General features: G+C 62.8%; 18 protein-coding genes. 11 read left to right on the top strand and 7 right to left on the bottom strand.

Translation table 11 applies throughout. The annotated features are described in order from the left end of the window. The 3 genes from MKZ91_RS25605 to MKZ91_RS25595 all read left to right on the top strand — a co-directional run. Positions 1-264, top strand: a 264-nt coding sequence (locus tag MKZ91_RS25605; protein ID WP_336173854.1) for a sugar phosphate isomerase/epimerase family protein, incomplete at its 5' end; no start/stop codon positions are given. 267 nt (positions 265-531) lie between these two features. After that, a complete protein-coding gene (locus tag MKZ91_RS25600) occupies positions 532-1,713 on the top strand; it encodes a Gfo/Idh/MocA family protein (RefSeq protein ID WP_336173853.1) in 1,182 nt (393 codons plus the stop codon). A gap of 147 nt (positions 1,714-1,860) precedes the next feature. Next, positions 1,861-3,228, top strand: a complete 1,368-nt coding sequence (locus MKZ91_RS25595; RefSeq protein WP_336173852.1) for a GH1 family beta-glucosidase — start codon at positions 1,861-1,863, stop codon at positions 3,226-3,228. Positions 3,229-3,315: 87 nt separating this feature from the next. Here MKZ91_RS25595 and MKZ91_RS25590 read toward each other — a convergent pair whose 3' ends face one another. Then, positions 3,316-4,185 carry an NAD-dependent epimerase/dehydratase family protein gene (locus tag MKZ91_RS25590; protein WP_336173851.1) on the bottom strand — a complete coding sequence of 290 codons (870 nt, stop codon included), beginning with the start codon at positions 4,183-4,185 and terminating at the stop codon, positions 3,316-3,318. Between the two features lie 421 nt (positions 4,186-4,606). On the opposite strand from MKZ91_RS25590, the gene MKZ91_RS25585 reads away from it, so the two are divergent. The 4 genes from MKZ91_RS25585 to MKZ91_RS25570 all read left to right on the top strand — a co-directional run bounded on the left by MKZ91_RS25585 (position 4,607) and on the right by MKZ91_RS25570 (position 7,678). Then, positions 4,607-5,689 carry a methionine ABC transporter ATP-binding protein gene (locus MKZ91_RS25585; RefSeq protein WP_336173850.1) on the top strand — a complete coding sequence of 361 codons (1,083 nt, stop codon included), beginning with the start codon at positions 4,607-4,609 and terminating at the stop codon, positions 5,687-5,689. Beyond that, positions 5,679-6,344, top strand: a complete 666-nt coding sequence (locus tag MKZ91_RS25580) for a methionine ABC transporter permease (RefSeq protein ID WP_327494853.1) — start codon at positions 5,679-5,681, stop codon at positions 6,342-6,344. Before MKZ91_RS25585 ends, MKZ91_RS25580 begins: the two co-directional genes overlap by 11 nt. Positions 6,345-6,382: 38 nt before the next feature. After that, a complete protein-coding gene (locus tag MKZ91_RS25575) occupies positions 6,383-7,159 on the top strand; it encodes a MetQ/NlpA family ABC transporter substrate-binding protein (RefSeq protein WP_336173849.1) in 777 nt (258 codons plus the stop codon). Between the two features lie 111 nt (positions 7,160-7,270). Further along, the gene (locus MKZ91_RS25570; RefSeq protein ID WP_336173848.1) at positions 7,271-7,678 is read left to right on the top strand and encodes a GFA family protein; all 408 of its coding nucleotides are present in this window, start codon (positions 7,271-7,273) and stop codon (positions 7,676-7,678) included. Positions 7,679-7,945: 267 nt separating this feature from the next. Here MKZ91_RS25570 and trhO read toward each other — a convergent pair whose 3' ends face one another. The 3 genes from trhO to MKZ91_RS25555 form a co-directional block, all read right to left on the bottom strand. Further along, complete coding sequence (gene trhO, locus MKZ91_RS25565; protein ID WP_336173847.1) at positions 7,946-8,902, bottom strand: oxygen-dependent tRNA uridine(34) hydroxylase TrhO; 957 nt, start codon at positions 8,900-8,902, stop codon at positions 7,946-7,948. Between the two features lie 108 nt (positions 8,903-9,010). Then, positions 9,011-9,919 carry a CHAD domain-containing protein gene (locus tag MKZ91_RS25560; RefSeq protein ID WP_336173846.1) on the bottom strand — a complete coding sequence of 303 codons (909 nt, stop codon included), beginning with the start codon at positions 9,917-9,919 and terminating at the stop codon, positions 9,011-9,013. Beyond that, entirely contained in the window at positions 9,916-10,389 is a 474-nt protein-coding gene (locus tag MKZ91_RS25555; RefSeq protein WP_336173845.1) for a CYTH domain-containing protein, read from the bottom strand. Before MKZ91_RS25555 ends, MKZ91_RS25560 begins: the two co-directional genes overlap by 4 nt. Positions 10,390-10,587: 198 nt before the next feature. Here MKZ91_RS25555 and MKZ91_RS25550 point away from each other — a divergent pair, with 198 nt between their 5' ends. The 4 genes from MKZ91_RS25550 (at position 10,588) to MKZ91_RS25535 (ending at position 13,178) form a co-directional block, all read left to right on the top strand. Then, a complete protein-coding gene (locus MKZ91_RS25550) occupies positions 10,588-11,226 on the top strand; it encodes a 2-dehydro-3-deoxy-phosphogluconate aldolase (RefSeq protein ID WP_336173844.1) in 639 nt (212 codons plus the stop codon). Positions 11,227-11,431: 205 nt separating this feature from the next. Further along, positions 11,432-12,145 (top strand): tellurite resistance TerB family protein, encoded by a 714-nt coding sequence (locus tag MKZ91_RS25545; protein ID WP_336173843.1) that lies wholly within the window; start codon positions 11,432-11,434, stop codon positions 12,143-12,145. A gap of 94 nt (positions 12,146-12,239) precedes the next feature. Beyond that, positions 12,240-12,932 carry a GNAT family N-acetyltransferase gene (locus tag MKZ91_RS25540; RefSeq protein WP_336173842.1) on the top strand — a complete coding sequence of 231 codons (693 nt, stop codon included), beginning with the start codon at positions 12,240-12,242 and terminating at the stop codon, positions 12,930-12,932. 39 nt (positions 12,933-12,971) lie between these two features. Further along, a complete protein-coding gene (locus MKZ91_RS25535) occupies positions 12,972-13,178 on the top strand; it encodes a hypothetical protein (RefSeq protein ID WP_336173841.1) in 207 nt (68 codons plus the stop codon). Positions 13,179-13,294: 116 nt separating this feature from the next. Here MKZ91_RS25535 and MKZ91_RS25530 read toward each other — a convergent pair whose 3' ends face one another. The 3 genes from MKZ91_RS25530 to MKZ91_RS25520 form a co-directional block, all read right to left on the bottom strand. Next, a complete protein-coding gene (locus MKZ91_RS25530) occupies positions 13,295-14,362 on the bottom strand; it encodes a nickel/cobalt transporter (protein ID WP_336173840.1) in 1,068 nt (355 codons plus the stop codon). Further along, the gene (locus MKZ91_RS25525) at positions 14,356-15,000 is read right to left on the bottom strand and encodes a DUF1007 family protein (protein ID WP_336173839.1); all 645 of its coding nucleotides are present in this window, start codon (positions 14,998-15,000) and stop codon (positions 14,356-14,358) included. Before MKZ91_RS25525 ends, MKZ91_RS25530 begins: the two co-directional genes overlap by 7 nt. Positions 15,001-15,105: 105 nt before the next feature. After that, positions 15,106-15,999 (bottom strand): LysR family transcriptional regulator, encoded by an 894-nt coding sequence (locus tag MKZ91_RS25520; protein WP_336173838.1) that lies wholly within the window; start codon positions 15,997-15,999, stop codon positions 15,106-15,108. Positions 16,000-16,686 lie beyond the last annotated feature (687 nt).

Genomic DNA, 16,686 nt, shown 5'->3' with positions numbered 1-16,686 from the left:
TGGGTGAACCGGGCAGGGCGGTTCCGCTCGCTTGGTGACGGCCAGGTGGATTTCGGCGCGGTGTTCTCGAAGATGGCGGCCAATGACTTTTCCGGCTGGGCGGTGGTCGAATGGGAATGCGCGCTGAAACATCCGGAGGATGGCGCGCGCGAAGGGGCGGATTTCGTCAAGCACCACATCATCCGCGTCACAGAAAAGGCGTTTGACGATTTCGCCGGGGGCGGAACTGATGAGGCGGCCAACCGGCGGATGCTGGGGATTTGAGGGGGCGTTCGTCCCTCTCCTCGGTTAAACCCGAGGACTAACCCTCTCCCCGCAGGTGGGGAGAGGGGACGCGGACCGTGGCTGCGGTTGCACCTGTAGCGCTCTAACAGAGTTGCTTGGGCCTGGCGAGCGGGTGCGGCGGTACCCTTCTCCCCGCGTGCGTGGAGAAGGTGCCGGCAGGCGGATGAGGGGGCAGCCCTCGCTGCGGGGGCGAAGGGCGAAAGCCGCGATAACAACACGACACGAACGGAAACAGGGGAGAAGACAATGGCAATCGAAGGAACGAGCGAGAAGCGCGAGCGCCGCATTCGGCTCGGCATGGTGGGCGGCGGTTCAGGCGCGTTTATCGGCGCGGTGCACCGCATCGCCGCACGGCTCGACGATCATTTTGAACTGGTGGCCGGTGCGCTGTCGTCGACGCCGGAAAAGGCGGAAAGCTCGGGCCGCGAACTCGGGCTCGACCCGTCGCGGGTCTATTCCGATTTCAAGCAGATGGCGATCCGCGAGGCCAAGCTGAAGGACGGCATCGAGGCGGTTGCGATCGTCACGCCGAACCACGTGCACTACGCGGCAGCCAAGGAATTCCTGAAGCGGGGCATCCACGTGATTTGCGACAAGCCGCTGACCTCGACGCTTGGCGATGCCAAGAAGCTGAAGAAGGCGGCCGACGAGAGCGATGCGCTGTTCGTTCTGACGCACAACTACACCGGCTATCCGATGGTGCGCCAGGCGCGCGAGATGGTCCAAAATGGCGAGCTCGGCGCTATTCGCCTGGTGCAGATGGAGTATCCGCAGGACTGGCTGACCGAGAATATCGAGCAGTCCGGCCAGAAGCAGGCGGCCTGGCGCACCGATCCGGCGCGATCGGGCGCCGGTGGTTCGACCGGCGACATCGGCACGCATGCCTATAACCTCGGCGCCTTCGTTTCCGGTCTCGAGCTGGAGGAGCTCTCGGCCGATCTCGACAGCTTCGTTCCGGGCCGCCAGCTCGACGACAACGCCCACGTGATGATGCGTTTCAGACAAAAGGACGGCGAACGCGCCAAGGGGCTGCTCTGGTGCAGCCAGGTTGCGCCCGGTCACGAGAACGGCCTGATGGTGCGCGTCTACGGCACCAAGGGCGGGCTCGAATGGACGCAGAAGGATCCGAACTATCTCTGGTACACGCCGTTCGGCGAGCCGAAGCGGCTGTTGACCCGGGCGGGCGCGGGCGCCGGCGCTGCCGCCAATCGCGTCAGCCGCGTGCCTTCGGGCCATCCGGAAGGCTATCTCGAAGGCTTCGCCAACATCTACACCGAAGCGGCACGTGCGATCTTTGCCAAGCGCAAGGGCGAAAAGGTCGATCCTGCCGTCACCTATCCGACTATCGACGACGGCATGAAGGGCATGGTCTTCGTCGACGCCTGCGTCCAGTCATCCAAACGAAATGGTGCGTGGGTAAAGGTGTAAGCGACGCCTCGATCGGGCCGAAGGGCGGGTATCCCCGCCCTTTTTCGCGAGTTGACATCTGCAGGCACCGCTTTAGGTCGGCCTCAGAAAACGAGAAAACAACGAGGTCCCGTCGACGACGGGGCCGGAACGAGACGAGACAAAGAGATGACCGATCCCAAGATCCTCGCTGAGCGATTCCCGGGCGATTTCGTATTCGGGGTGGCGACCGCCTCCTTCCAGATCGAAGGTGCCACCAAGGCCGACGGGCGTAAGCCGTCGATCTGGGACGCCTTCTCCAACATGCCGGGCCGGGCCTTCGGACGCCACAACGGCGATGTCGCCTGCGACCACTACAATCGGCTGGACGAAGATCTCGACCTGATCAAGAGCCTCGGCGTCGATGCTTATCGCTTCTCGATCGCCTGGCCGCGCATCATCCCTGAGGGCACCGGGCCGATCAATGAGAAAGGGCTCGACTTCTACGATCGCCTCGTCGACGGGCTGAAGGCCCGCGGCATCAAGGCCTATGCCACGCTCTACCACTGGGACCTGCCGCTGGCGCTGATGGGCGATGGCGGCTGGACGGCGCGCACGACCGCCTACGCTTTCCAGCGTTATGCCAAGACGGTGATTGCCCGCCTCGGCGACCGGCTGGATGCGGTTGCGACCTTCAACGAGCCCTGGTGCTCGGTCTGGCTCAGTCACCTCTACGGCATCCATGCGCCCGGCGAACGCAACATGGACGCCGCTCTCCATGCGCTGCATTTCACCAATCTGGCGCACGGCCTCGGCGTCGACGCCATCCGGTCCGAGCGGCCGAACCTGCCCACCGGCATCGTCATCAATGCGCATTCGGTCTATCCCGGCAGCGACAGCAAGGCGGACAAGGCGGCGGCCGATCGGGCCTTCGACTTCCACAATGGTGTCTTCTTCGGCCCGATCTTTAAGGGTGAATATCCCGAGAGCTTCATGAGCGTGCTCGGAAAGCGCATGCCCGCAATCGAAGACGGCGACATGGAGACGATCTCCCGTGCGCTCGACTGGTGGGGCCTCAACTACTACACCCCGATGCGGGTCAGCGCCGATCCGACCAAGGGCGCGGAATACCCGGCGACGGTCAACGCCAAGCCGGTGAGCGAAGTGAAGACGGACATCGGCTGGGAAGTCTACGCACCGGCGCTCGGCGCGCTGGTCAAGACGCTCAACGCCAGATACGAACTGCCGGACTGCTACATCACCGAAAACGGCGCCTGCTACAACATGGGCGTCGAGAACGGCATCGTCGACGACCAGCCGCGGCTCGACTACATCGCCGATCATCTGTCGGTGACGGCGGATCTGATTTCCGAGGGCTATCCGATGCGTGGCTATTTCGCCTGGAGCCTGATGGACAATTTCGAGTGGGCCGAGGGCTACAAGATGCGCTTCGGCATCGTGCATGTCGACTACGACACTCAAGTCCGCACGATCAAGAAGAGCGGCAAGTGGTACAAGGCGCTCGCCGAAGAGTTCCCGAAGGGCAACCACGGCTGAAGATTGCGCGGGCGGCTTGATCCGCCCGCGATTGGCGCGGCGACGGGAGGGCCGATGCGGTTCTCCCGGAGCAGCTTCACTCCTGGATCATCGACGGACCGGCAGGACTTCCAGGCTCTGTCGGTCGACCTGTGCCAGCACCTCCTTGAAGCCGTAGCGCGGCTTCCAGTCGAGCTTTTCGATGGCAGCGCTCGGATCATAGACCCGGTCGATGGTCGCCGGCAGCGCCCAGTCGCGTTCGGCAAAGGCTTGGCTCAGTTTTGGCGCACGCTCGCGCAAAAGCCCAGCGGCGTCTTCCGCCAGACGACGGCAGTCAGTCGGAAGGAAAGGCGTTTCGCCTGAGATGATGTAGCGCTGGAAGGCGGGGCCGCCATTCTCGAGCGCCGCCACATGGGCGGCTGCGACATCACGTGCATCGATGCCGCGATGCAGCCGGTAGCCGGCAACGCGGTCGGCGGATTCCGGGAATGAGCGCGACATGCGCAGCACCCGCACGTGGAGCGCGCGATCCGCAGCGTTCTCGAGCAGCGCTTCACCCGCAAGCTTGGTGTGGTGGTAGATCGTGTGCGGCTTTGGTGGTGTGTCCTCGGTGATCCAGGCGCAGCCTCCGTCCGTGACCGCATGGCCGTAAAGCGCCGTCGTGCTGGTAAAGACGATGCGGCCGACGCCGGCGGCCTGTGCGGCGGCAATCACCAGATGCGTGCCCATCACGTTGATGCGTTCGAACTCCTCGTCAGTCACCGCATCGACATGCGGCGCATGCAGCGCGGCCGTGTGAATGACCGCATCTGCACCCTCCATCGCCCGCTCCAGCAATTCACCATCGACGAGATCGCCGACAATGGTCGTGGTGCCGAACGGCGTGCGATCAATACCGACCACATCATGGTCCGTAGCGAGCGCGTTGTAGATCGCCCGGCCGATGCGGCCCGAGCTTCCGGTCAAGACGATGCGCATTTCCTACCTCGTTACGTGATCCTTGCCCGGTAGCATGAAACGTCTGCGCGTGCAGTCCGTCCGGATGAGGATATCCAAGGTGGTGGAGTGGCGATGTGGCACTTCTCGGGCAAGAGCACCGCAAAAGAGCATGGTTTTGCTGCTCTCAAGGTTATTCCGGAATTTCATGCCTGTGAAACCCCACGGCAATTCTCCATAAGAGCCGTAGATTATGTCGCATGCGGGCCATGCGTCGCCAAAGTTGAACTGACTGGTTGCTTGATGTTAGAGAAGTGCTCCCTGTTCCGAATGCGTTGTCGAATGTCGGCCTGACCAGACGCGCCTTCCATCCCGGCCTTCCCGGGATCATGAGTTTTGAACATCCGAGAGCACCTATGTACCCGCACATTTCGACCGCGCCTCTTTCGGGGGTCTCCGAACGATGAGCGTTTCTGCCCAAAGCGCCCCGCCACCCGCTGACGCCGCCGTCGTCTTCGACGGCGTTTCCAAGCATTTTCCCGCCTCCGGCAACAGCGGCGCCTTCACCGCGCTCGACACTGTCTCGCTGACCGTCGACCGTGGCTCGATCACCGGCATCATCGGCCGCTCCGGCGCCGGCAAGTCGACGCTGATACGGCTCGTCAACGGGCTGGAAAAGCCGTCGGGCGGCAAGGTTCTGGTCGACGGCGTCGACGTCGGCGCGCTCGACGAGGCGGCGCTGCGCGGATTGCGTCGCAACGTCGGCATGATCTTCCAGCACTTCAACCTGCTTTCGTCGCGCACCGTGTTTGGCAACGTCGCGCTGCCGCTCGAAATCGCAGGCATGGACAAGCGCGCCATCGAACAGCGCGTCCGGCCGCTGCTCGATCTCGTCGGACTTGCCGACAAGCACGCCCGCTATCCGGCCGAACTGTCCGGTGGCCAGAAACAGCGCATCGGCATCGCCCGGGCGCTTGCGACCGAGCCGAAGCTCCTGCTTTCCGATGAGGCGACATCGGCGCTGGATCCGGAAACGACCCAGTCGATCCTCGAACTCCTGAAGCGCATCAATGCCGATCTCGGTCTAACCGTGCTGCTCATCACCCACGAGATGGAAGTGGTGAAGGCGGTGACATCCGATGTGGCCGTCATCGACCATGGCCGCATCGTCGAGCGCGGTCACACCTTCGATGTCTTCACCCATCCCAAGCACGAGACGACGCGGGCGCTGCTCTCGGGTCTGCCTGGTTCGAAGCTTCCCGACGCGGTGCAGCGGGCGCTGAAAGCCCAGCCGGCCGCTGGCGATCGCGCCGTGGTGCGGCTCACATTCTTTGGTGCGGCGGCCGAAAAGCCGTTGATCTCGCAGTTGATCAAGTCTGTTGGCGCCGAGGTCAACATCATCGCCGGCACGATCGACGAGATCGGTGGCGCGCCCTATGGCTCGCTGGTCGTCGCCCATGGCGCGGACGCGGAGACCTCCGCCCGCGCCGAACGCTTCTTTACCGAAAACGGATTGGTCACGGAGGTGCTCGGTTATGTCGCCTGATATTCTCCTGCGCATCGCTGGCGCCACCGTCGACACCATCTACATGGTCGCGATTGCCGGCCTGATCGGCTCGCTGATCGGGCTGCCGATCGGCATCTTCCTTGCGACCAGCGGCAAGGGTGAACTCTTCCCGGCGCCGACGATCAACCGCATCGTCGGGCTGATCGTCAATGCCACGCGCTCGACGCCGTTCATCATCCTGGTCGTCGCCATCATTCCCTTCACCCGGCTCCTGACCGGCACCTCCATCGGCACCAAGGCGGCGATCGTGCCGCTGACGATCGCGACCATTCCCTTCGTCGCCCGCCTGGTCGAGGCGGCGATCCGCGAGATCGACAAGGGCCTGATCGAAGCGGCGCGTGCCATGGGCGCGACCCCGATGCAGATCGTCTTCAAGGTGCTGCTTGCCGAAGCGCGGCCAGCGCTGACGCTGGCGCTCACCATGACCGCCGTCAGCCTGATTGGTTACTCGGCGATGGTCGGCGCCGTCGGTGGCGGCGGGCTCGGCGACCTCGGCATCCGCTACGGCTACCAGCGCTTCATGCCCGACGTGATGCTCGTCGTCGTCATCGTGCTGATCGTGCTGGTGCAGCTCGTCCAGAGCGCCGGCGACGGGCTGGCGCGGCGCTTCGACAAGAAGAACCGCAAGACCTGATTTCCTCCCAAGACTTGAACGTGAACAAGGAGACATCCATGAAGAAGTTCATCATCGCGGCGGCGATTGCCGCTCTTACCGCCGGCACGGCGCTCGCCGAAACCATCAAGGTCGGCGTCACGCCGGGCGAACATGCCCAGATCATGGAGCAGGTGAAGGAAATCGCCGCTGCCAAGGGCCTCGACATCGAGATCCTCGAGTTCTCCGACTACGTCGTTCCGAACCAGGCGCTCGCTGACGGCGACCTCAACGCCAACTCGTTCCAGCACCAGCCCTATCTCGACAACCAGATCGCCGATCGTGGCTTCGAAATTGTCAGCGTCGGCACCACCATCACCACGCCGATGGGTGTCTATTCGCAGAAGGTGAAGAGCCTCGACGAGCTCCAGGACGGCGCGACGATCGCAATCCCGAACGACCCGACCAATGGCGGCCGCGCGCTGCTCGTTCTCGCCTCCAAGGGTCTGATCAAGGTCAAGGAAGAAGCCGGCCTGAAGGTGACGCCCGCCGACATCACCGAGAACCCGAAGAACATCACCTTTGCCGAGCTTGACGCCGCCCAGCTGCCACGCTCGCTGCAGGATGTCGATGCCGCCGTCATCAACACCAACTACGCGATGGAAGCCGGCCTGCATCCGAAGAAGGACGCGATTGCGATCGAAGGCGAGAAGTCGCCCTATGCCAACGTCATTGCCGTGCGCAAGGCCGACAAGGACGCACCGTGGGTGAAGACCCTGGTCGAGTCCTACCACGACGAAAAGGTGAAGACGTTCATCAACGACACCTTCAAGGGCGCGCTGATCCCCAGCTGGTAAGCTTCTCTACCCGAGAGAACACGAACCGCGCGCCGCAATCCCGGCGCGCGGTTTTTCTTTGACCGCGCGTTGCGCGCAGCTATCCTCCCGACGCTTCGAGGAGGACGAACCATGGGTGTCATGAAAGGCGGCTGCCTCTGCGGCGCAGTCCGCTACGAGGCGAAGGGGCAATCTCTCTATTCCGGTTTTTGCCATTGCCGCGACTGTCAGCGCGCGACCGGAACCGGCCATTGCTGCTACATGATCTTCGATCGGGCCGACGTGGCGATATCGGGCACGTTCCGCGCCTTCGAGAAGCGCGCCGAAAACGGCAACCCGACGATCCGCTATTTTTGCGAAACCTGCGGCAGCCAGGTCTACGGCTCCGGTCCGCCGGGGGATCCACGCGTGTCGATCTATGCCGGCACGCTCGACGACCCCTCGGCGTTCCAGCCGACCGATGCGATCTTCACCCGCAGCCGGCATGCGTGGGACCGCAGCGCACTGGTGCTCGAGGAGTGCGAGGCGTTGCCGGGGTAGATCGTTTGTGGCGCGCAATCGCGATCGGAATTGCCCCTCTCCTCGGGTTTAGCCCGAGGACTGGCCCTCTCCCCGCAAGCGGGGCGAGGGGACGTGCCCAAAGTCGCCGGTGTTGCTGATGGAGCCGCGGTCAGCGGGAAAGCGGAGGGTACGGATGAGGCGAAGCGGTGCCACGAACCTCCTTCGCCCCGCTTGCGGGGAGAAGGTGCCGGCAGGCGGATGAGGGGGCCTCACCGGGCGGATGTGGGCGAATCCGTCGAAACTTGTTCAGCTGCCGAGGTGGCGTTCGCCGCGCTTCTTGGCAAGGTCGATCTGCTTCTGGCGCTGGCGGTAGCGCTCGCGGTCCTCGTCGGTGCGGACCTCGTGGCAATGGATGCAGGAGACGCCGTCCTCGTGGTGCGGCGAGAGCAGATCGGCCGGGGTCAATGGCTGACGGCAGGCGTGGCAGAGCGTGTGCTCGCCCTCTGCGAGGCCGTGGGTGACCGAGACGCGATCGTCGAAGACGAAGCAGGCGCCTTCCCAGAGGCTCTCCTCCTGCGGCACTTCCTCGAGGTATTTCAGGATACCGCCCTTGAGGTGGAAGACCTCGTCGAACCCCTGCTCCTTCATGAAGGCCGTCGCCTTCTCGCAGCGGATGCCGCCGGTGCAGTACATGGCGATCTTCGGCTTGTTGTGCAGGCCGGTGTGGTTGCGCACCCAGTCCGGGAACTCGCGGAAGGTCTTGGTCTGCGGATCGACCGCGCCCTTGAAGATGCCGATCGCGGTTTCGTAGTCGTTGCGCGTATCAATCACGATCGTGTCGGGATCGGAAATCAGCGCGTTCCAGTCCTTCGGCTCGACATAGGTGCCGACGATCCTGTTGGGGTCGATGTTTTCGACGCCCATGGTGACGATTTCCTTTTTGAGCCGCACCTTCATGCGCAGGAACGGCATGGAGGATGCACGGCTCTCCTTGTGCTCCAACGCCCCAAGTTCCGGCTGCGCCCGCAGGAAGGCAAGCACCGTGGCGATGCCGTGATCGGTGCCGGCGATCGTGCCGTTGATGCCTTCATGGGCAAGCAGCAGCGTACCCTTCACGCCGTTCTCGTCGCAGACGGTCTGCAGCGGTTCGCGGAAGTCGGCGAAGCGCTTGAAGCGTGCGAAATGATAGAGCGCGGCCACCAGAAACTGGCCATGCGTCTCACCATGGGTCTCAGGGAGCGGGGTCGTGGAAATGTCGGTCATGGCCCGTGCCAATACAGCTTTCGCGCTGCAAGCGCAATCGCGGCAGGCTTTTTGCGCGCTCTGTCGCGCCGTTGGCAAGCTGTCTGACGCCGCGAATTGCCGGGGAGGTCAGCGGGCGGCGTCGAGCCAGAGCAGCCGTACCGTGCGGCTTTCCACTTCGGGCGCTTCCTGGAAGACGGACGCGGCAAGCTTCAAGGCATCGGTTCGCAAGGTCTGCTGCCGGGCAATGACGGCGGCGAGCAAGTGCGCCTGCTCCTGGCTGTTGCCGGCGAGAGCCGGATCCTCGTTGATCAGCTGCGTCATCACCGAGAGGTCGTTCAGATGGCCGAGCGTGTCGACCAGCATCTTGGTTTCGTTGCGCTTGGCCTCCATGGCCGATGGCCAGGCCTCGCGCATCAGGCCGAGCTGCATGCGATAATCCTGCGCTCGCTTGCGCAACTCGTGGAAGGCGCCTGCTTCGGCACTCGTGCCGCAGGCCTGCCTGGCACGGGCGGCACGTTTGAGCGTCTGCCGCCAGCCCTTGGTCAGCCTCTCGGCGGTCCTGCCACGGCGATCGTCGAAAGAGACGCGTGCCAGTGCCTGCAGCGCCTGTTCGCAAATGACGATGGTGGCGGCGACACGGTCTTCGATGTCGGTCGCGCGCGCGGAGATGCGGTCACGCCGTTTCTCCAGTCGCCTGCAAATGGTTGCCAGGGCCCTTTCCTGTTCGTCACTCACCGCCGATGCTCGCAGGTAATGCGCGTTTTCCACCAGTGCTGCCGCGTCGCGCACCGTCGAGAGGTTGCGGGCCATGTCGCGAATACGGGCGTTTTCGTACTTCTGGAACTGAGGCGCATCGACGGCGACGAGGCGGTAGAGCGAGCGCAGGCGCTTGAAGCTTTTGCGGGCCTCGTGAATGGCCTCGTGAAGACCGTCGGGGCGGTCCTCCAGAACGTTGACGGCCCGCGCGATCTGCTCGGCCCCGATTGTGCGGAATTCGTCGGTGAACGCCCGGTCGGGACGGAAGGCGTAGGTCATGATTGGCTTTCCAACAGACCTTCGGTCGCAAGGGATTGGTTCGAGTAGCGGCGATCGCCGGTGATCTCGCGCCCAATCCAACTCGGCAATGCCGGCTTATCGGTCTCGCGCTTCATTTCGACCTCGGCAACGACCAGGCCCTTGAGCGCGCCGCCGTAGACGTCCACTTCCCAGGTGAAGCCCTTGTGTGGCACACGATAGCGCCGCTTTTCGATGACGATGCCGACGGCCTGGGTCAGCATCTGGCGAGCGTCGTCCATCGGTATGTCAAACTCGTATTCGTCCCGGACGAGTGCCGATTTGCCGATCTTGATGGTCACGCGCGCCCATTTGTCTCCATGGATGCGCACCCGCAAAGAGCGGTCGTTCATCGTTACGATATAGGCTTGCCGAAGATCCGTGCCTCTGTCGGCTTGCGCACGCCAACCATCGGAGGCGACGAGAAACTTGCGCTCTATCTCCTTCGCCATGGATATCCACCACATTGAGGCTCGACAACATTCAACCTACCGCATTTGTACGAAGGCTCAAGTCATCTGCTTGTTGTCGATGTCATTTTATTCTCGCCTGATATTACAATGATGTGCGCCGACACCTTCGGTCTCGACAAGTGCGGGCCGGCGGGGTATGCGGAGGCATATTCAATCGTTTTAAAAAGGACGATCGGCATGAGCGCGAAATCCGACAGGCTACTTTCAACTCTCAAATTGGCGCCGGTCGTTCCGGTTCTGGTGATCGATGATGTCACGACGGCCGTTCCCCTGGCGCGCGCGCTCGTCGCCGGCGGCTTGAAGGCGATCGAGATCACGTTGCGCACGCCGGCGGCTCTCGAAGCGATCCGTGCCGTTGCCAACGAAGTCGAGGGTGCGGTTGCCGGCGCGGGCACGATCCTCAATGCTGCCCAGTTCGAAGCAGCCGTCGAGGCCGGCTCGAAGTTCATCGTCAGCCCGGGCACGACGCAGGAACTGATCGATGTTGCCAACGACCATGAAGTGCCGCTCCTGCCGGGTGCTGCGACCGCAAGCGAGGTAATGGGCCTGCGCGAGGAAGGCTACGAGGTCATGAAGTTCTTCCCGGCCGAACAGGCCGGTGGCGCCGCCTATCTGAAATCGTTGTCCTCGCCGCTTGCCGGCACGCTCTTCTGCCCGACCGGCGGTATCTCGCTTTCCAACGCGCGTGACTATCTGTCGCTCCCGAACGTTGTTTGCGTTGGCGGTTCCTGGGTCGCGCCGAAGGAACTCGTGGCCAAGGGCGATTGGGCCGGCATCACCAAGCTTGCGGCGGAAGCCTTTACGCTCAAGGGCTGAGCCGACTTTCTCGAGACAAGAAGAATGGGGCCGGGCGAAAGTCCGGCCTTTTGCGTTGGGCTTACTGCTTTGACGCGAATTTGTATTTTCCCTGCAACGTTCCTATGTCTCAATCCATTCGACGGCGCGGGCGCGGGCGGCGCTCCGTTTTGTGGTGCTCACCCGTCCTCGAACCAACAACACAAACCGACAGGAGCGAAACCCGATGTTCGACGCGAAGAAATTGCTGGACCAGTTTCTGGGGTCGCAGGTGCCCGGTGCCGGCGGTACGGTGCGCGATCGCGCGACCCAGGCGACGCAGCTTGCCAAGGACAATCCGTTGGCCACCGGCGCCATCGCCGCGGTTCTGCTCGGCACCAAGTCGGGTCGCCAGCTGGCCGGCAATGCCGCGGTTCTCGGTGGTCTAGCGGCGATCGCCGGTCTTGGCTACCAGGCCTACAAGAACTACCAGGCCGGCACGACCCCGGGTGGCGCAACGGTCGCCAAGGGCGAACCGGAACTGCTGCCGCCACCGGCTGATTCCGGCTTCGCCTCCGCACCGGAAGCCGTCAGCCACGACTTCGCGCTGACGCTGGTGCGCGCCATGATCGCGGCGTCGCGGGCCGACGGCCACATCGACGAGGCCGAACGTCAGCACATCATGGACAAGTTGTCGGTCTCGGGCCTTTCGGCGGATGCCGCAGCCTTCCTCGAAAGCGAGCTTGCCAACCCGGTCGATATCGACGCGATCGTTGGTGCGGCGAAAACGGAGGAAGAGCGCGTCGAGGTCTATACGGCGTCGCGTCTGACGATCGAACCGGAAAGCCGGGCGGAACGCGGCTACCTCGACCTTTTGGCGGGCCGCCTCGGTCTTCCGGACGCGCTGGTCGATCACATCGAGGCGACGGTATCGGCCGCCAAGGTGCCGGCCAGGGCCTAGTTGTCCAGGAGCTCATGGGTCCATCACCAGTTTGAATTTGTATCGGTCGTTGCTCTGGCCTATTCCGGTAGGGAAAGAACTAGGGGAGCGGCCGATGCGTGATCTCAAGAACTGGAAGGGATGCCCAGCGCCAAAGGGCGTTGCGCTCGAGGGGCGTTTCGTCAAGCTCGAACCTTACGAGCGTGGGCAGCACCTGCAGGACCTCTGGGACGGGCTCGGCGGCATGGCGATCAATCCGCTGCTGAAGTATTTCACGCAGCCGGACTTCAAGGGGATCGAGGACTTCGATGCCTGGCTGACGGCGGCACAGGAGAAATCCGGTTGGGTCACCGAAGTCTTCCGCGACAAGGCGACGGGCATCGTCGTCGGCATGGCCAACTACATGCGCGCCGACCCGGCCAATGGTGTCGTCGAAGTCGGCGCTGTCGCCCATGGTGCCGCCATGGCGCGGTCGCCGCTTTCGACCGAGGTTCACCACCTGATGGCCAAGCATGTCTTCGAAGACCTCGGCTATCGCCGCTACGAATGGAAATGCCATAGCGAGAACATCGCCAGCCGCCAGGCGGCGGCGCGTCTCGGCTTCACCTTTGAAGGTGTCTTTCGTCAGCACATGATCTCCAAGGGCGGCAACCGCGACACCGCCTGGTTCTCGATGATCGACAGCGAATGGCCGCTGCTCAATGCCGCATTCGAAGACTGGCTCGCAGCTGATAACTTCGATACGGATGGTCGCCAGAAGCGGCGGCTCGAAGATATCCGCGCGGAACTGGAGCGCCGGGCGTCATAGCCAGAAAGCGCCGCGGCTTAAGACAACGGTTAAGGAAAAATGCAGAGCAAGGAAAAGTCACCGGCGATCGCCGCAGCTGTCATTCTCGTCGTCGCCGGCCTCGGCTTCTTCGTGCTGCCGTCGATCATGCTGAAGCTCGGCGATATCTCGCCGTGGCTTGCAGCGGTCTTCGGCGTGATCTTCGTGCTCGCCTTCTTCCTGCTCTTCTGGCTGAGGGCGCGTTATCAGCGCAAGCGCGGGCTCTGAGCCTACTGCATGTTCCTTTAACGTAGCCGATTAAAGGACAAAAACATGCAGCAATTCAAAGTGTTACAGCGTCATTTGGTCGTCCGATAAGACGCGCGGCGCTGTAAGCGCGGGCGTCAGCTCTGCAGAGCCGCGCCGAGCAGGATCAATCCGAGAATGAGGACAAGCAGTGCGCCGGCGATCTCGATGCCGTTCGAGATGCGGGCGGCCGACGTCGTGCTTGAGGCGTAGCGCAGCGCGACACCCTTGGCGGTGACCGCCATGGTCGCAAGGATCGAGACGGTGATTGCCGTGCCGATCGACATGGCAAGGACCGAGAGCACGCCGCCGAGATAAAGGCCGTTCAGAAGCGCGAAGGAGAGCACGATCAGTGCACCGGAGCAGGGACGAAGGCCGACGGCGATGACGGCCGACCAGGCCTCGCGCAGCGCGAAGCGATCGCCCCCAAGCATCGACGGGTCAGGAGCATGGGCGTGCCCACAACTGGCGCAGACTTCACCGGGACCATGGTGATGATGGTGATCGTGCCCATGATCATGATGGTGGTGACCGTGATCGTGGTGATGATGGTCATGGCCATCATGGGCAAGGTGCACGTGCGCTGGCGTATTGCCGGCCGGGACGAGCGCGATCGCCGGGCGCAGCATCGAGCGCAGCTTGCGCAAGAGCAGCCAGCCGCCGAAGGCGGAGATCAGCGCGTAGCTTGCGATTTCCAGCGACCGCGTCGCATCCGTCATGCTGATGGCGGTGCCACGCAGCAGCAGATAGACGGCGCCGATCAGGAGGATTGCGACCAGACCCTGCAGAAGCGAGGAGAGAAAGGACAGCATGACGCCACGTTTCAGCTCGGTCTCGTTGGCGATCATGTAGGAAGAAATGACCGCCTTGCCGTGGCCGGGGCCGGCGGCGTGCAGGACGCCATAGGTGAAGGAAAGCCCGACCAGCGACCACAGCTGCCAGGGGTTTTCGCGCATGCCCTTCAGCGCGTTGGTCATCAACCGGTAGAAGCCCTGCTGCTCCATGTTGACCCAGGCGAAGAAGCCGCCAAGCAAGCCGGTGGTCTTGAATGCCGGTTCGGCCGTACCGATGCCGAGCGGAGACTGAGCTGCTGCAATCGTTGCGGAAAGCGCCGTGACGATGAGCGCTGCAGTGACCAGACGTCCGATCCGGCGGGCATTCAGCATGTGATCTCGATCCTGGTTGCAAAGAGCTTCGACATGTCCGTGCCGGTCGGGTCGTTCCAGAAGGCATCGGTGAGCGTGTTCTTGTTTTCGGCAAGAACCTCGTCGGGGTCCGGCCGGACGACCTTGTGTTCGCAGGCGTTGATCTTGTCGCCGACAACCGTCAGGTCGTCGTCGGTCGCGAAATCCATCGCGGTGTACATGGTCGGATCGTAGACGCCGAAGGAGAGCTTGCCCTTGAGCGGCATCGGCTCGGCCGGCTTGACTGCGAACATCATCAGCAGTTGCCCGTCCTTGTAGTCGACGGTGATGTGATCGGGCTTGTTGACCTTGATGGTTTTGCCGTTGTCGAGGATCGTCGTGTAGTAGTTGTACTCGGAAAGCGACTCCAGCACCGTCTGGCCGACTTCCGCCAGCTCGTCCGGGTCGAGTGCGGCATTCGCGTTCTTGTCGAAGTCAAGCACCACGCTCGAGGAGAACAGCTCATCGAAACGCCAGACGTTCCTGAGCTCGCTGATTTCACCCTTGTCGTCGGAAACCACCTCCAGCCGCGCCTCCGCGAAGATGTGCGGGTGGGCAAGGACTAGGGTCGGCGCAGCCAAGGTGGCAAGGCCGGCCATGACGAGGCGTTTGATTCTCATGAAACGGCAATCCTTTCGAAAGGAGCAGTGGCCCCTCGATTCGTTTCCGGGAATGTACCGGAAATGGGACGGAATTGGGACTTGCCTGATCTGCCCGGCGGGCGATCACCGCGGCTTGCGGAACCAGGCGTGCAGGAAGTCGACGAGGGTCCTGACCTTGGCCGGAAGATAGCGACGGTGCGGGTAGATCGCATAGATGCCGCGGTCGCGCGGCAGGAAATCGTCAAAGAGGGTGACGAGCTCGCCGGTCGCGATCTTCGGGCGGGCGATGAAATCCGGGATAACCGAGACGCCGAGGCCGGAAACGGCAGCCCTGAGCGCCGCGAGCGGGCTGTTGACCTCGATCGGACCGCTGACGGGAACGGTGAAGGCCGAACCATCGGGCTCGACGAAGCGCCAGTTGGAGTAGGAGCGACCATTGGTGTCGAGGATGCAGGGGACCTTTGACAGGTCCGTCGGGTGCTCGATCGGGCCGGCCTTTTCCAGGAACTCCGGGGCCGCACAGATCAGCACCTGGAAATCGTCGAGCTTGCGGGCGATCAGCGTCGAATCTTCCAGCCGGGTGATGCGGATGGCGACGTCGAAGCCTTCCTCGACGAGATCGACGAAGCGGTCGTCGGAGACGATCTCAAGGGAGAGTTCCGGGTGCTGCTTGCCGAAGTCGATAAGTGACTGGCCGATCTCGGCGTCGACGAAGGTGCGCGGCACCGTGATGCGCAGCCGTCCTTTCAGGTCCGAATTGTTGGCGCGCACGAGGTCGGCGAGATTGTCGATCTCCTTCAGGATTTCCGACGCGGTGCGATAATAGGTATGGCCGGCTTCGGTCAGCGAGAACTGCCGGGTGGTACGGTTCAGCAGCAGCGCACCAAGCTCGTCCTCGAGTTCGCGCACATATTTCGAAAGCAGCGCCTTCGACCGGCCGACGCGGCGGGCGGCGGCCGAAAACCCCTCGGCATCCACCACATCGATGAAGGCGCGGATACGGGTGAGTGTGTCCATGGCGGTCTTTCTCTCGTGCTCTTGATCGCGCCCTATCGATTCGCCGGCGAGCGCTTCTTTCCGCGTCAATCACGTCGACGCCAGGTTGTCCGTTGCTTAACCGTCGCCGAACCCGGCTCTCGGCGCAACGATAGTCATTCGCAACAAGTATCAATTCTTTCAATATCTTACTGCGATGATCAATTCGATGCCGATCGTTCAGTCTTTGTGAACACCAACAGTTTTGCCCGCTTGGGAAAAAATTCAACCACGGTTGCGAAAAAACTCTTGATTACGACAGGCTTTTTTCTTACCTACGCCCTTGCCCAAAGTCGCACGTGCCTGTGGGTGTCCGCCGACCCTCGATTAGGTGAGGGTATCGGTAAGGTACCTGGAACTAACCCCTCCAGTCGCTATTCCGGCCAACCGGGAAATGCGAGGACATCTTGAAGCAACGACGGTGCGGGCCTTTCTGGTGTCTGCCGGCTCTCCAACAGCCGGGGTTACTGAAGAGGCACACCTTCATTGCCGGAAGTGCGGTTGGGTTATCCCCTCCAATCCATGGCAGACAAAGCCGAATTGAAGCCTAGGCGGGCTTTGATTCACCGTTCGCGCATTCGAGCGCATGCTTGGTTCCGGGGTCTCCACCGGCTGGTTCCAGTGCATGTGCGCGTATGCCCTTTGTCCTCCGCGAAAGCGGGGCATCTT

This window comes from Ensifer sp. MJa1 (genome assembly GCF_037026475.1).
Classification (GTDB): domain Bacteria; phylum Pseudomonadota; class Alphaproteobacteria; order Rhizobiales; family Rhizobiaceae; genus Ensifer.
Note: the sequence above shows the minus strand (reverse complement) of the source record. Positions and strands in the feature narration are given on the sequence as shown.

What these genes read in the sequence shown, in the direction of transcription:
- MKZ91_RS25600 (WP_336173853.1), top strand. Translation starts at nt 532, where the DNA reads ATGGCAATCGAAGGAACGAGCGAGAAGCGCGAGCGCCGCATTCGGCTC.
- MKZ91_RS25595 (WP_336173852.1), top strand. Translation starts at nt 1,861, where the DNA reads ATGACCGATCCCAAGATCCTCGCTGAGCGATTCCCGGGCGATTTCGTA.
- MKZ91_RS25590 (WP_336173851.1), bottom strand. Translation starts at nt 4,185, where the DNA reads ATGCGCATCGTCTTGACCGGAAGCTCGGGCCGCATCGGCCGGGCGATC.
- MKZ91_RS25585 (WP_336173850.1), top strand. Translation starts at nt 4,607, where the DNA reads ATGAGCGTTTCTGCCCAAAGCGCCCCGCCACCCGCTGACGCCGCCGTC.
- MKZ91_RS25580 (WP_327494853.1), top strand. Translation starts at nt 5,679, where the DNA reads ATGTCGCCTGATATTCTCCTGCGCATCGCTGGCGCCACCGTCGACACC.
- MKZ91_RS25575 (WP_336173849.1), top strand. Translation starts at nt 6,383, where the DNA reads ATGAAGAAGTTCATCATCGCGGCGGCGATTGCCGCTCTTACCGCCGGC.
- MKZ91_RS25570 (WP_336173848.1), top strand. Translation starts at nt 7,271, where the DNA reads ATGGGTGTCATGAAAGGCGGCTGCCTCTGCGGCGCAGTCCGCTACGAG.
- trhO (WP_336173847.1), bottom strand. Translation starts at nt 8,902, where the DNA reads ATGACCGACATTTCCACGACCCCGCTCCCTGAGACCCATGGTGAGACG.
- MKZ91_RS25560 (WP_336173846.1), bottom strand. Translation starts at nt 9,919, where the DNA reads ATGACCTACGCCTTCCGTCCCGACCGGGCGTTCACCGACGAATTCCGC.
- MKZ91_RS25555 (WP_336173845.1), bottom strand. Translation starts at nt 10,389, where the DNA reads ATGGCGAAGGAGATAGAGCGCAAGTTTCTCGTCGCCTCCGATGGTTGG.
- MKZ91_RS25550 (WP_336173844.1), top strand. Translation starts at nt 10,588, where the DNA reads ATGAGCGCGAAATCCGACAGGCTACTTTCAACTCTCAAATTGGCGCCG.
- MKZ91_RS25545 (WP_336173843.1), top strand. Translation starts at nt 11,432, where the DNA reads ATGTTCGACGCGAAGAAATTGCTGGACCAGTTTCTGGGGTCGCAGGTG.
- MKZ91_RS25540 (WP_336173842.1), top strand. Translation starts at nt 12,240, where the DNA reads ATGCGTGATCTCAAGAACTGGAAGGGATGCCCAGCGCCAAAGGGCGTT.
- MKZ91_RS25535 (WP_336173841.1), top strand. Translation starts at nt 12,972, where the DNA reads ATGCAGAGCAAGGAAAAGTCACCGGCGATCGCCGCAGCTGTCATTCTC.
- MKZ91_RS25530 (WP_336173840.1), bottom strand. Translation starts at nt 14,362, where the DNA reads ATGCTGAATGCCCGCCGGATCGGACGTCTGGTCACTGCAGCGCTCATC.
- MKZ91_RS25525 (WP_336173839.1), bottom strand. Translation starts at nt 15,000, where the DNA reads ATGAGAATCAAACGCCTCGTCATGGCCGGCCTTGCCACCTTGGCTGCG.
- MKZ91_RS25520 (WP_336173838.1), bottom strand. Translation starts at nt 15,999, where the DNA reads ATGGACACACTCACCCGTATCCGCGCCTTCATCGATGTGGTGGATGCC.